Source organism: Shewanella chilikensis (assembly GCF_002836945.1).
In the GTDB taxonomy this organism is placed as follows: domain Bacteria; phylum Pseudomonadota; class Gammaproteobacteria; order Enterobacterales; family Shewanellaceae; genus Shewanella; species Shewanella chilikensis.
Genome location: NZ_NIJM01000016.1, coordinates 52,015 through 66,638, shown reverse-complemented (window position 1 = coordinate 66,638; position 14,624 = coordinate 52,015). Strand labels below are relative to the sequence as shown.

General features: G+C 56.0%; 7 protein-coding genes. All 7 read left to right on the top strand.

Annotated elements, in window-relative coordinates; translation table 11 throughout:
* Positions 1–14 precede the first annotated feature (14 nt).
* The 7 genes from glgB (at position 15) to CX651_RS08190 (ending at position 14,545) form a co-directional block, all read left to right on the top strand.
* Positions 15–2,234 (top strand): 1,4-alpha-glucan branching protein GlgB, encoded by a 2,220-nt coding sequence (gene glgB / locus CX651_RS08220; protein ID WP_101055475.1) that lies wholly within the window; start codon positions 15–17, stop codon positions 2,232–2,234.
* Positions 2,234–4,597, top strand: coding sequence for a glycogen debranching protein GlgX (gene glgX / locus CX651_RS08215; protein WP_101055438.1), 2,364 nt, complete (start codon positions 2,234–2,236; stop codon positions 4,595–4,597). The genes glgB and glgX overlap by 1 nt, the downstream gene beginning before the upstream one ends.
* Complete coding sequence (locus tag CX651_RS08210) at positions 4,590–7,139, top strand: glycogen/starch/alpha-glucan phosphorylase (RefSeq protein WP_101055436.1); 2,550 nt, start codon at positions 4,590–4,592, stop codon at positions 7,137–7,139. The genes glgX and CX651_RS08210 overlap by 8 nt, the downstream gene beginning before the upstream one ends.
* A gap of 34 nt (positions 7,140–7,173) precedes the next feature.
* Complete coding sequence (gene glgC, locus CX651_RS08205) at positions 7,174–8,442, top strand: glucose-1-phosphate adenylyltransferase (RefSeq protein ID WP_101055434.1); 1,269 nt, start codon at positions 7,174–7,176, stop codon at positions 8,440–8,442.
* A complete protein-coding gene (locus tag CX651_RS08200; protein WP_229839735.1) occupies positions 8,442–10,046 on the top strand; it encodes a glycogen synthase in 1,605 nt (534 codons plus the stop codon). The genes glgC and CX651_RS08200 overlap by 1 nt, the downstream gene beginning before the upstream one ends.
* Positions 10,047–10,166: 120 nt before the next feature.
* The gene (locus CX651_RS08195; protein WP_101055432.1) at positions 10,167–13,223 is read left to right on the top strand and encodes an EAL domain-containing protein; all 3,057 of its coding nucleotides are present in this window, start codon (positions 10,167–10,169) and stop codon (positions 13,221–13,223) included.
* Between the two features lie 53 nt (positions 13,224–13,276).
* Positions 13,277–14,545: a DEAD/DEAH box helicase gene (locus tag CX651_RS08190; RefSeq protein ID WP_101055430.1), complete on the top strand. Its 1,269-nt coding sequence runs from the start codon at positions 13,277–13,279 to the stop codon at positions 14,543–14,545.
* Positions 14,546–14,624 lie beyond the last annotated feature (79 nt).

Below are 14,624 nucleotides of genomic sequence, written 5' to 3'. Positions count from 1 at the left end.
ACTTTAGTGAGCCAATGCAGGAAAGCCTGGTCCCGGAACTGGACTTTGCCGCTGCCTGCGCCTTGGCCGAAGGGCGCCATGGCGATCCCTTCGCCTGGCTCGGAATGCATCTGGTTGAGCAAAATGGCCGCAGCCGCTTGCTACTGCGCGCCGTGCTGCCCGGCGCCGCCGCCATCGAGGTGCTGGATGCGAAAACCGGCCGTAAGGTGGCCGAGCTTAACCCTGTCGTTGGCGCCGAGCCCCTGTTCAGTGGCTTTATGGGGCGCAGGGTCAAACCCTTCGACTATAGGCTCCGCATCAGCTATCCCCAGGCGGAGCTGGTGCTGGACGACCCTTACCGCTTTGATGCTTCGCTCGATGAACAGGCATGCTTTCTCTTCAATGAAGGCTGTCTGCTGAAAGGCTGGCAGTTGCTCGGTGCCAATTGGCTGGAGTGCCAAGGCGTAAAAGGTGTACGTTTTTGTGTTTGGGCTCCCAATGCCAAAAGCGTGTCTTTGCTGGGGGATTTCAACCATTGGGACAGGCGTCGCCACAGCATGCGCCGCCACCCGGCATCAGGTCTTTGGGAGCTGTTTTTGCCGCAAATCCAGGGCGGTGAGCACTATAAATTTTTGCTGCAAACCCAGGATGGCAGCTGGCTGGAAAAGGCCGACCCCTGCGCCAGACAGATGCAAGGTGCGCCCCACAACGCCTCGATAGTGCCGATGGCGGACAGTGATTGGCAATGGCAGGACAGTGATTGGATGGCCGCCAGGGCGCAAAGAGCCTGGCACCGACAGGCGGTCAGTATCTATGAGCTGCATCTGGGATCCTGGCGGCGTAACGGTGAAGGCGGTTTTCTCAGCTACGCAGAGGTGGCCGAACTCTTGGTGCCTTACCTGCAATCTCACGGCTTTACCCATGTGGAATTTATGCCGTTGAGTGAATACCCCTTCGACGGTTCCTGGGGCTATCAACCCGTGGGGCTGTTTGCTCCCAGTCATAGGTTTGGCGATCCCGAGGGGCTTAAACTGCTGGTGGATGCCTGCCACAGGGCGGGTATCGGTGTGCTGCTCGACTGGGTGGCGGCGCACTTTCCTTCCGACCCCCACGGCCTGGCGCATTTTGATGGCACTTGCCTGTATGAACATGAAGATCCCCGCCGTGGCCGTCATCCCGACTGGGACACCTTGATCTACAACTATGGCCGCAAAGAGGTGCAGAGTTTTCTGCTCAGCAATGCCTGCTATTGGCTGGAGGAGTTTCATTTCGATGGCCTGCGCCTCGATGCCGTGTCCTCCATGCTCTATCTGGATTACAGCCGCGAAGAGGGCCAGTGGCAGGCCAACGAATATGGCGGCCGTGAAAATATGGAAGCGATAGCCTTTTTGCAGCAGCTCAACACGCGTCTCTACCATGAGTACCCGGGGATCATCATGATAGCCGAAGAGTCCACCGCCTGGGATGGCGTCAGCCGGGATGTCGCTGCCGGCGGCTTGGGATTCGGCTTCAAATGGAATATGGGCTGGATGCACGACACCTTGGATTATCTCACCAAGGAGCCGGTACATCGCAGCTATCACCATGGGCAACTGACTTTTTCCCTCATCTATGCCTATACCGAGCAGTTTATTTTGTCGCTGAGTCACGATGAAGTGGTGCATGGCAAGCGCGCCTTGTTGGAGAAGATCCCCGGCGATGACTGGCAGAAGTTTGCCACGCTGCGGGCTTTTTACGGTTTTATGTGGGCTCATCCGGGGAAAAAGCTGCTGTTTATGGGCGGCGAGTTTGGCCAGCGGCGCGAATGGCAACATGACTTCAGCCTCGACTGGCATCTGCTGCAGTATCCGTCTCATCAGGGGCTCAGCGATTGGGTGCGGGATCTTAACCTCTGTTACCGCCGGCAGCCGTCATTGTGGCAGTGTGACGGCGAGCCGCAAGGGTTTCGCTGGCTCGACTGCAACGACAGTCAGCACAGCCTGCTGGCGTTTACGCGTATCGATTCCGACGGCAACATGGTGCTGGTTATCTGTAACTTTACCCCTTGTGTCAGGGAAGGCTATCGACTGGGATTGCCAGAGCCCGGACGTTACCGCGAGCTGCTCAACAGCGACAGCGCATTCTACGGCGGCAGTAATCAAGGCAACGCCGGAGGCATGGAAGCCGAGGAGATCCCCTGGCAGGGCATGCCATATAGCGCGCTGATCCGGGTGCCGCCACTGGCGAGCGTCTATTTCGCCTTGGAGCGTGGCTGATGCAGATGCTTGCAGGCAAACCCTGGCCTCTGGGCTCAACTCTGGTACATGAAGCCAATGGCGAGCCGGAAGGGGTGAATTTTGCGCTGTTTTCGGCTCATGCAACCCGGGTAGAGCTGTGCCTGTTTGAATTCAAAAATGGCCAATGGCGTGAGTCGGGCCGTTTCGAGCTTATGCCGTCCTCGCAACAGGTGTTCCATGGTTTGCTGCGGGGGGCCGGTGAAGGGCTTTGCTATGGCTATCGGGTGCATGGCCCTTATCAGCCTCAGGAAGGGCACAGATTCAATCCGGCCAAGCTGCTGCTGGACCCTTACGCCAGAGCCTTTTGTGGTCGCTGGCAGTATGGGCCCTGGCAACTTGGCTATGCCAGAGTCGATGAGCAGGGCCGGCCATTGGCCGCTGTGTGCCATCCGGGGGATGCTGAACCCCCAGTACCAGGGGCCCCGAAGCGGGAGTCCGGCAGTGCCGGTATAGGGGATGACTTATGGGCCGATCCCTGTGACAACGCCTGGGCCATGCCCAAATGCCAAGTGGTAGCCGATACCCGCTTTACCGGTAAGCGCTTACCGGGCGGCCAATGGCGTAATGAAGTGATCTACGAGATGCACCTCAAGGGCTTCACCGCCGCCATGGCAGGGATCCCCCCTGAGCTTCGCGGCACCTTTGCCGGTTTGGCGCACCCGGTGACGATAGCTTATCTCAAGTCGCTCGGGATCACCTGTGTCGAACTGCTGCCGGTGCACGCCTTTCTGTCCGAGCCTTTCCTGCTGGAGAGTGGTCGCAGTAACTACTGGGGTTATAACAGCATAGGTTTCTTCGCTCCCCATGGGGCATATTCGGCCTCTGACGATGCCATTGGCGAATTCAAGCAGATGGTCTCTGCCCTGCATGATGCCGGTATCAAACTCGTGCTGGATGTGGTCTTCAACCACAGCGCCGAGGGTAACCGCCAGGGGCCGACCGTCAGTTTTCGCGGCTTGGATAACGTCAGCTACTACCGTTTGCATCCGGCAGATAAGCGTTTTTATATCAATGACTCTGGCTGTGGCAACTGCCTGGATATCAGTCATCCAAGAGTCGTACAGCTGCTGATGGACTCGCTGCGTTACTGGGTCGATATCATGGGGGTGGATGGCTTTCGTTTCGATCTGGCTACCAGCCTTGGCCGTGAGATGCAGGGATTCAGCAATCGCGCCGGATTGTTCGATGCCTTGCTGCAAGACCCTGAACTGCAGCAATGTGTGCTGATAGCCGAGCCCTGGGACATAGGCCCGGGCGGTTATCAGTTGGGGCAATTTCCCAATCGTTTTGCCGAATGGAACGACAGATATCGCGATACTCTGCGGCGTTTCTGGCGTGGTGATGCCGGGCTCTTGCCCGAGCTTGCCAGGCGCCTTTCCGGCTCCGGCGATCTGTTTGAACACTCGGGGCGCGGCCCGCAAAGTTCAATCAACTTTATCTGCAGCCATGATGGTTTCACCCTGAGGGATCTGGTGAGCTATCGCGAGCGGCACAATCAGGCCAACGGCGAAAACAACCGCGATGGTCACCATGAAAACTTCAGTGCCAACCATGGCGTGGAAGGCGAGAGCAAAGATGCCGCCATACTGGCCTTGAGGGCGCGTCAGAGCCGTAATCTGCTGGCGAGTTTACTGCTCTCCCAGGGCTCGCCCATGTTACTGGCCGGCGATGAGTTCGGTAACTCCCAGAGCGGTAACAACAACGCCTATTGTCAGGACAACCCATTGGGCTGGCTCGATTGGCACAGGGAAGATACCGCGCTTGGCGCCTTTGTTCGCCGGCTTATCCATATCCGCCGGGATTGCGGCTTTTATGACAGCGATGACTATGTTCACACCGATGCCCTCCAGGCTCCCAGAGCCCTGGCTTGGTTTGCTGCCTCCGGCGAGGCCATGACCCCCGGCCATTGGGGCGAAGTCCAGTGCCGCAGCTTGCAGTTGATGCAGAGCCGTCAGCTCAATAGGAGCCTTCAGCGGGCAGAGAGCCTTCAGCTGAATAAGAGCCTTCAGCTGAATAAGAGCCATCAGCTGAGCGAGAGCCATCAGCTCAATAAGAGCCGTCAGTTAGATATTAGCCCTCAAGGAGAAAACAAACTTCAGACCGAAGCTCTGCTGATCCTGCTGCATGCCGGTGACAGCAACAGCCAGTTTTGTCTGCCATCTCCGCCGCCTGGAGCCGGTGAGCAGTGGCAATTGCTGCTTTCCAGCGAAGCCGGACGGGATGAACAGCAATCCTGCTATCCCACAGCTTCATCTTTCGCCGTTGCCGCCTGCAGTTTTCAGCTGCTGGCCGCAGGTGGCCGTTATTTGTCGTCCTCAGCCAAAGGAGCCAGCCATGACTGATACTTCAAGGAATAGAGTCAAGAGCCGCAGTAAGAGCCAATCGACAACAGCATCAAAAGCATCAAAAGCCGCATCGCCAATAGCGCCCGCTAGTCAACAAGCCCCAGGCCATCTGGTGCACCAAGACTGCGAGCCCTGTGATTCACTGCCGGCGGCCTTTGCCAGACAGCTGAGATACGATCTTAACCGCAATGAGCGCAGGCCACAGGAGCTCTATCAGGCGTTGGCCCTGAGTGTCAAAGAGCAGCTGTTGGACGATTGGTGCGCCAGTCGCAGCCAGGACGCTTTGTACCAACGCAAACAGGTGGCTTATTTGTCGCTGGAGTTTTTGATGGGCCGAAGCCTGGGCAACGCCTTGCTCAATCTGGACCTGACCGACGAGTGCCGGGAGATGCTGCAAGGCTATGCGGTAGCGCTTGAAACCCTGCAACAGCAAGAGCATGACGCAGGTCTGGGAAATGGCGGTCTCGGGCGGCTGGCGGCTTGCTTTATGGACAGTTGCGCCAGTCTCGGACTGGCGGTCACTGGCTATGGCATTCGTTATGAGTACGGCATGTTTGCTCAGCAGATAGTCGATGGTTACCAGCAGGAGCAGCCGGACCGCTGGCTCAGGGATGGCAACCCCTGGGAAGTGCGGGCTTCACAGCACAATGTGACAGTGCCTTTCTTCGGTCATGTGCAGAGTCATGTTGACCGCGATGGCCGTCGGCACAGAGCCTGGGTGGATACCCAGGATGTACTGGCGGTTGCCTATGATATGCCGGTGCCGGGTTATCGCAACGGCCGGGTCAACACCCTGAGGCTTTGGAAGGCCGAGGCCACAGATGAGTTTGACCTCGCTGAGTTCAACCAGGGGGATTACACCGAAGCCGTGGCGGCGAAGAATCTGGCCGAGCAGATCACCATGGTGTTGTACCCCAATGACAGCAGTGAAAACGGCAAAGAGTTGCGGCTGCGGCAGCAGTATTTCCTGTCCTCTGCCAGTTTGCAGGATCTGTTGACGACCTGGGTTGCCAACAAAGGCCTGGACTTTAGTGAGTTTGCCAAGTTTCATGTGCTGCAGCTCAATGATACCCATCCGGCGATTGCGGTGCCTGAGTTGATGCGCCTGCTTATAGATGAATATCAGCTGGAGTGGCAAGCCGCCTGGGAAATAGTCAGCCATAGCATGGCCTACACCAACCATACCTTGTTGCCGGAGGCGTTGGAGCGCTGGCCGGTGCGTATGTTCGCCCAGATGCTGCCGCGTATTCTGGAGATCATCTATGAAATCAACGCCAGATACCTGGAGTTGGTGGCACATCACTGGCCCGGCGACGTGTCACGTCTGCGGCAGATGTCCATCATAGAAGAGGGGGATGAGCCCCATATCCGTATGGCCTATCTGGCAATAGTGGCCAGCTTTTCGGTCAATGGTGTGGCGGCGCTGCACTCAAGGCTGTTGACCACAGGGCTGTTTCGGGACTTTTACGAACTCTGGCCGCATAAGTTCAACAACCGTACCAATGGTGTGACGCCCAGGCGCTGGCTGGCTCACTGTAACCCCCGTTTGGCCGCGCTCATCAGCAGTCGCCTGGGGAAGGATTGGCTGAGCGACCTAAGATGCCTGACTGCCCTCAACGCCTTTACCTCGGACAAGCCATTTATTGCCGCCTGGCGCGAGGTGAAGCAGGCCAATAAACAGGCGCTGGCCGAGCTGGTGGCGCAGCGCTGCCAGGTGAACTTCGACCCCTCCATGATGTTTGATGTGCAGGTTAAGAGGATCCATGAATACAAGCGGCAACTGCTGAATATCATGCATGTGATCCATCTCTATCAGCGGATTGTCAGTGGCGATACCCGGGGGATGCAACCACGCTGCGTGCTTATTGGCGGCAAGGCGGCACCCGGTTATGCCATGGCGAAACTGGTGATCAAACTGGCCAACAATGTGGCTCATATGGTCAATGAGGATCCCAGAGTCAGTCCCTGGTTAAGGTTTGCCTTTTTGCCCGACTATAACGTCAGCGCCATGGAGGTGATCTGCCCGGGTACGGATTTGTCTGAGCAGATATCCACCGCCGGCAAGGAAGCCTCGGGCACAGGCAATATGAAGTTCATGATGAATGGCGCCCTGACCATAGGCACTCTGGATGGTGCCAATATCGAGATGCTCGAAGAGGTAGGTGAAGACAACTTCTTCCTGTTTGGCCTCAATGCCCTGGCGGTGGAGGAACTCAAGGCGCACTACTGCCCGGCGCAATATATAGCGTCTTCGGCGGCGCTCGGCGGCGTAATGACGCTGCTCAAAAGTGGTCATTTTAATCTGCTGGAGCCGGGGATCTTCGACCCCATCATAGCCGCCATTGAGTCGCCCCAAGATCCCTGGATGCTGGCGGCCGACTTTGAAACCTACCGTCTGGCCCAGCTGCAAGCCGCCAAGGCTTATCAGGACCCTCAGCGCTGGACCGCCATGAGTATTCGCAACACCGCGGTCAGTGGCCGCTTCTCCAGCGATGTCACCATAGCCGGTTATCGCGACCATATCTGGGGCGCGCAGTGAGCGCCTTTTTTCTGTTAATTGGGAGCACGCTTTTATGCCGAATCCGAGTCCGCGTTATATCAGTAACCTTACCCGTGAAACCTATGCCCTGATCCTGGCAGGAGGCCGGGGTTCCCGTCTCCATGAGCTGACCGATTGGCGGGCCAAGCCGGCGCTCTATTTCGGCGGCAAGTTCAGGATTATCGACTTTCCGCTGTCCAACTGCATCAACTCGGGGATCCGCCGGGTAGGGGTGGTGACCCAGTACAAGTCTCATTCGCTTATCCGCCACGTGACCCGCGGCTGGGGGCATTTCAAAAAGGAGTTGGGGGAGTCGGTGGAGATATTGCCGGCATCTCAACGTTATTCGGACAACTGGTATCAGGGCACGGCCGATGCTGTGTTTCAGAACATAGACATCATACGTCACGAGTTGCCGCGCTATGTGATGGTGCTTTCGGGCGATCATATTTACCGCATGGATTACGCCGGTCTGCTGGCCGCTCATGCCGAGTCCGGCGCCGATATGACGGTTTCCTGTATGGAGGTGCCGGTGGCCGAAGCGGCCAACGCCTTTGGGGTGATGGAGGTGGACAGCAGCAACCGTATTCTGGGGTTTGAAGAGAAACCGGCCCAACCCAGGCCCTTGCCGGATAACCCCGAATCCTGCCTGGCATCTATGGGTAACTATGTGTTCAACACAGAGTTTCTGTTTGAGCAGCTGAAAAAAGATGCCCAGAATGCCGATTCCAACCGGGATTTCGGTAAGGACATTATTCCGGCCATCATAGAAAAGCACCGGGTTTATGCCTATCCATTTCGCAGCGCCTTTCCCAACGAGCAGGCCTACTGGCGCGATGTAGGAACTCTGGATTCTTTCTGGCAAGCCAATATGGAACTGCTGTCGCCGACGCCGGCACTCAATCTCTATGATGCCAAATGGCCCATCTGGACCTATCAGGAACAACTGCCGCCGGCCAAGTTTGTATTTGACGATGATGACAGGCGCGGCATGGCGCTGGACTCTGTGGTTTCCAGCGGCTGCATTATTTCAGGTGCCACTGTGCGCCACTGTGTTCTCTTCAATGAGGTCAGGGTTTGTTCTTACTCAGAGGTGGAAGACTCAGTGATCCTGCCCGATGTGGTGGTGTTGCGTCATTGCCGCATTCGCAAGGCTATTATCGACCGGGGCTGCATTATCCCCGAGGGGATGGAGATAGGCTTCAACCATGACCACGACAGGGCCAAGGGCTTTCGGGTCTCGGAAAGCGGTGTGGTGCTGGTGACCCGAGATATGTTGGGACTGCCTGTGGGGTACGAATAATGGCGGCGAAAGCAAAACTGCAGGTGTTGATGTTGGCAGCGGAAAACGCTGCCCTGGCCGGCGCCAAAGTCGGCGGTATGGCCGATGTGCTGGCCGAGTTACCTCCGGCGCTGCAAAGCCAAGGCGTGGCGTCGCATATCATAATGCCGGACTATGGTTTTTTGGCCAGGGAGCAGGGGGCCGATTTTCTGTGCGAGTTTGAATTTGCTTTCGGCGCAGGCAACACCCGGGCGCGGCTGTATCGTATCGCCAATCCGGCGGTTCAGCCTGACTCTCAGGGGTTGTGGATCTATCTTCTGGCTCATGAAGGTTTTTGCGGCGTTAAGCGTGAAGTCTACAGCCTGGATGGCCCTGAGCGCCCCTTTGCCACAGATGCAGGCAAGTTTGCCCTCTTCGGCGCTGCTGTTGCGGCGGCGTTGAAACAGGGGTTATTGCCGCTGCCGGACAGGTTTCACCTGCACGACTGGCACTGCGGCGGTTTTGCCATGTTAAGAGCACTGGATCCCGCCTATCGCGGCCTATCAAAAGTGCCCTGCATCCTCAGTATCCACAATCTGGCGATGCAGGGGGTACGGCCGCTTGCCGGCGAGGCATCTTCCCTGGCGGCCTGGTATCCCTGGCTGTTGGCCGAAGGGGGAAATCCCAAGCTGCAATTGGCGCTGGATACCCGCTACCCCGGATGTATCAATCCGCTGCGGGCGGCGATTCAGTTCAGTGATGTTATCCATCTGGTCTCGGCGACTTATGCCAAGGAAGTGCTGTGTCCGTCACAGCCAGAGCTGGGTTTCTTTGGCGGCGAAGGATTGGAGGCTGACCTGCAGGATAAAGCCAAGCTTGGCCAGCTGTTCGGCATTCTCAACGGTTGTGACTATCAAAAAGGATTACCGCTCGCTACCGGCAAACGGCAGCAACTCAAGTTGCAACTGCCCAAAATAGCCACAGAGGCATTATTGAGTAAACTCGGGCGCAGCGATGCAGTGACGCCGGCAGATATGATTGCTCAAATCCGCTTGGGGCAGATATCTGAGTCACCGGGAATGCTGCTGACCTCGGTTGGCAGGCTCACTGAACAGAAGTTGCTCTTGCTGTGTCATCCCTGGCAGGGCAAGACAGTGCTGGAAGAGCTGTTGCTAAGGCTGGCGCAGTTCAGCGACAGCGCCTGTTTTTGGCTGCTCGGCAGCGGCGATGAGCAGATAGCGGCACTCTTTGGTCGCATCGCCGCGAGCAACAGCAATTTTCGCTTTATCAATGGTTATCACCAGGAGCTGGCCGATGCCCTCTATCAATGCGGCGATCTGTTTGTGATGCCCAGTTCTTTTGAGCCTTGCGGTATCAGCCAGATGCTGGCTTTGAGAGCAGGCCAACCCTGTTTGGTGCATGCCACCGGCGGGCTGGCCGATACCATCAGCGACGGTGATAATGGCTTGGTATTCGCAGGAACCGGGCTGGATGAGCAGGCCAAGGCGCTACTCGACGCCCTGTCCCGGGCCTTGGAGCTCTATTCCACTGCCAACTGGAATGTCCTTAGAAAAAGGGCCTCCGCCAGCCGCTTTTCATGGCAAGACAGTGCCCAGCTTTATTTGGAGTTGTTATATAACGCCTAAAGTTTCAGCAGCAATGAATGCTGCGCCGAGGTGAGTGCATAAATTAGTCAGGTTTCCAAAGGTGCTCTGCTACACTAGACCTGTAGATTTCTTCTTTGTTATTCACAGGCTTGGGAATAGATGGAACAGAGCATTTTCCTTCCTTTGGCACAAAATGCCGCTTTTCTGCTGGCGTTGGTATTTATGTATGATGCTATTCCCAGACAACAACAACGGGACTACTTCCTGCTGTGGCGCTTGTTAATAGGCGTCATTATCGGTGGTATCTGTATTGCTTTGATGCTCACTCCCTGGAACTATGAACCGGGAATTTTCTTCGATAGTCGCTCTGTACTTTTAAGTATTTCAGGCCTGTTCTTCGGCGGTTTGCCGACCTTGATAGCATGCAGTATTGCAGCCGCTTTTCGTATTTATCAGGGGGGCGGTGAAGGTGTTTTGATCGGCGTGGGAGTGATTCTCTCCAGTGGTTTGCTTGGCCTGTTGTGGCGCAGGCGACGCAAGCAGTCCCTCGCCGATATCGGCTATTGGGAATTAGCCGGTTTTTCCCTGTTGGTACACCTGTTGATGTTGGCCTGGATGTTGCTGCTGCCCTGGGACACCGCCAAGGGAGTGCTGGCAAGTATCAGTTTGCCTGTGCTGACTTTGTTCCCTCTCACCAATGTGTTGTTGGGGCGCTTGCTGTCGCGGCGGCTGGAATTTGAGCGTGACAACCGCATTCGACTGCAGGATGACTTTCTGTTTCGCTCCCAGTTCAATATTGGCAATATTGGGATTTCGATTACTGCGCTGGATCAGCATTGGCTTAAGATAAACCCCCATATGAGCAAGATGTTGGGTTATACAGAGCAGGAACTGATGCAGTTGACTTGGTCTGAAATGACCCATCCAGATGATCTGCCCGCCGATATGGCGCAATTCAGGCGGATGCTGGATGGTGAAATCGATGAATATGAGATGGAGAAACGTTTTATCACCAAGGCGGGTGATTATGTTTATACCCATATGACAGTGGCCTGCCAGCGCTATCATCAACAGGTGCAGTTGGTGATTGCCGGTTATATCGATATCACCTCGGCCAAGCTGGCTGAGCAGGCGAGTGCCGCCAGTCGCGAACAGTTGGAGCTGGTGCTGCAAAGTGGTCAGCTCGGTTTCTGGGATTGGGATCCCATCAAGGATACCGTAGTGCGCAACAAACGCAGTGCCGAGATCCTTGGTTGTTCGCTTGATAACCTCAATCATAACAAACGACTGTGGCTAGATGGTATCCATCCCAAAGACAGGGCCTGGGTGCTGCGTTCTTTGGATGAGCATCTGGCCGGAAAAACAAAGCAGCACCAGGTGCAATACCGGCTGATCCGCCCGGATGGTGAGTTGCGCTGGGTGCAGGACACCGGCAAGGTGGTCAGCCGTGATGAAAAAGGACGGCCGCTTAGGGTTTGCGGTGTACATGTGGATATTACCGAGCAAAAACAGCAGGAAGCTTCCCTTAAACTGGCTGCATCCGTCTATGAAAACTCCAGTGAGGCGATGAGTGTACTGGATGAAGTCGGCACCATAATAACGGTTAACTCGGCATTCAGCGCTATCACGGGATATCAAGCGGAGGATATTCTTGGCAGCAATATAGACATGCTCAAGTGTGATGATCATGAAGAAGTGTTTTATCGTGAACTAAGTCAGGCGTTCGAGCACAAGGGGCGTTGGCAGGGCGAAATGTGGCTGCGCTGCAGTGATGGCCGCAAGATAATGATCTGGCTCAGCATTAATACCATTCATAGCTCAGGCGATGCGCCGCTGAGAAGAGTGGCGCTGTTTTCCGACATTACCGACAAAAAGCAGAACGAGCGTCTCATCTGGCGTCAGGCCAACTATGATGCCCTTACTGGCCTGCCGAACCGGCGCATGTTCACCGAGCACCTGGGCAATGAAATTCGTAAGGCTGTTCGTCATCAACAAAGATTTGCGCTGCTGTTTCTGGATCTGGATTTTTTCAAGGAAGTTAACGATACCCTGGGCCATGATATGGGCGACCTGTTGCTGGTGGAAACCTCAGAGCGGCTGCAGGCCTGTGTCCGCGAATCCGACGTGGTGGCCAGACTCGGCGGCGATGAGTTCACCCTATTGCTCTCGGATGTGCAGGATCATAACGGAGTTGAGCGGGTAGCCAATCATATTCTCAGCAGTCTGGCCGAGCCTTTCAAGTTGGGCGATGAAACCGCCTTTATCAGCGCCAGTATCGGTATTACCCTGTATCCCGATGATGGACAGACAGTGGAGTTGTTACTTAAACATGCGGATCAGGCCATGTATGCCGCCAAAGATCAGGGCCGTAACCGTTTCAACTATTTCACCGCCTCAATGCAGGAATACGCCAGATACAGGATGCGGCTTATTCAGGATTTGCGTCAGGCATTGGAGCGGTGCGAATTCGAACTCAGGTTCCAACCCATAGTCGAGCTGGGCAGCGGGAAGGTGTTCAAGGCTGAAGCCTTGCTGCGCTGGAATCACAGTGAGCGCGGCAGTGTCTCGCCGGCTGAGTTTATTCCGGTGGCGGAAGACACAGGGCTTATCTTTGAAATCGGTAACTGGGTGTTTGAGCAGGCGGCGCGTCAGAGTGCCGCCTGGCGCAAGGCTTATGGCCGCGAGGTGCAGATCAGTATCAACAAGTCGCCAATCCAGTTTCGCGACGAGGGTAACCGTTTTGCCGAGTGGCTGGAGCTGTTGGCAAGCCTTGAGGTGTCCGGTTCCGGGATCTGTATCGAGATAACTGAGGGATTGTTGCTGGATGCCAAAATGGGGGTCAGTGATAAGCTATTGGCCTATAGGGATGCCGGCATTCAGGTGTCTCTGGATGACTTTGGCACCGGCTATTCCTCCTTGGCTTATCTGAAGCGGTTTGATATCGACTATCTCAAAATAGATCAATCATTTACACGTAATTTGGAAACAGATGAAAGCGATTTGACTCTCTGTGAAGCCATCATAGTAATGGCACACAAGTTGGGGATGAAGGTAATAGCCGAAGGGGTGGAGACAGCCGGTCAGGCCGAGATCTTGACTCGTATAGGCTGTGACTATGCTCAGGGGTATCTGTATTCCCAGCCATTGGACATCGAAGGCTTTGAACAAAAATATCTTGGCAAGCATCAGGTCATAGGGGGCGGAAATGTCAGCTGATTGCTTGCCTTTGCGTTATACTCGCCGGTCTTTTTATGTTTCAGGTGTTGAAGATGCAGTTTTCTGAAACCCAGCTGCCGGGGCCGCTGCTCGAAGCCGTCGCCCAGTGTGGCTATCGTGAGCTGACGGCGGTGCAGCAGCAGGTGTTACCGGCGGCATTGGCCGGGCGGGATATTATGGCCTCGGCCCAGACAGGCACAGGCAAAACCGCGGCCTTTGGCTTGCCGCTGTTGGCCACCTTGATTGATGAGTGGCAGCAACAGGGGCTCACTGAGCCTGAGTATGGCGCCGCGCCGAGAGTGCTTATCCTGACACCAACCCGCGAGCTGGCGCAGCAGGTGGCGACTCAGCTGGGCAAATATGCCGCCCATACGCCATTTCGCATTTTGGCCATTTTCGGCGGCGCCAACTTCAACCCTCAACGCAAGGCGATAGCGGCCGGTATTGAAGTGCTGGTGGCGACGCCGGGGCGGCTGTTCGATCACCTTAGCCAAGAGCATCTCAGGCTGGATCAGGTTAAGGCCCTGGTGCTGGATGAGGCTGACCGCATGTTGGATCTGGGGTTTTTGCCGGATATTGAGCGCCTGGGGCGCTATCTGCCAGCCGGACATCAGACCATGTTGTTTTCGGCGACCTTTCCCGAGGCGGTTAAGCGCCTCGGGCACAAGCTGCTCGATAAGCCAGAATGGTTTGAAGTGGATAAAGAGAGCCGTACTCAGGCACAGATCCAGCAAAAGGTATATCCGGTGGACTATCGCCGTAAAGCCGAGTTGCTGGCTGAGCTTATTGGCCGCAACAACTGGCAACAGGTGTTGGCCTTTGTCAGTACCAAGGAGAGCGCCGAGCAGTTGCAACAAGAGCTGAAACTCGACGGCATCAAGAGCGCCTGTTTTCACGGCGACAAGACTCAGGGGGCCCGTAGCCGCGCTCTGGCGCAGTTCATCGATGGAGAGATTCGGGTATTGGTGGCAACCGATGTCGCGGCCCGAGGCCTGGATATTCCCGCCTTGCCAAGGGTTATCAACCTCGAGCTGCCATCCCAGGCTGATGACTATATTCATCGCATCGGCCGTACCGGCAGAGCCGGGCGCAGCGGCGAAGCCATCTCTTTGGTGAGCCCGGCTGAAGAGCAAAAACTGGCTGAAATAGAAGCCCTGCTCGGTTACAAGCTGCCAAGAGAAGTACTGCCGGGTTACGAGAAGGACGCGCCGCTGCCGGAGCGCTATTTACAGTCTATGGAGAAGCCCCGACCTGCCAAGACTCACAGAGGCCATAAACCCGGCCGCAAGGGTCCGCTTCCCAAAGGCCCAAGACGCAGATAATGCAATCTGCCCTGCTATACTCAATGCGTTGCCTCGGTATGCCGTCAGCAGCGCAACCCGTTAACTCTAGCGTTAAAGG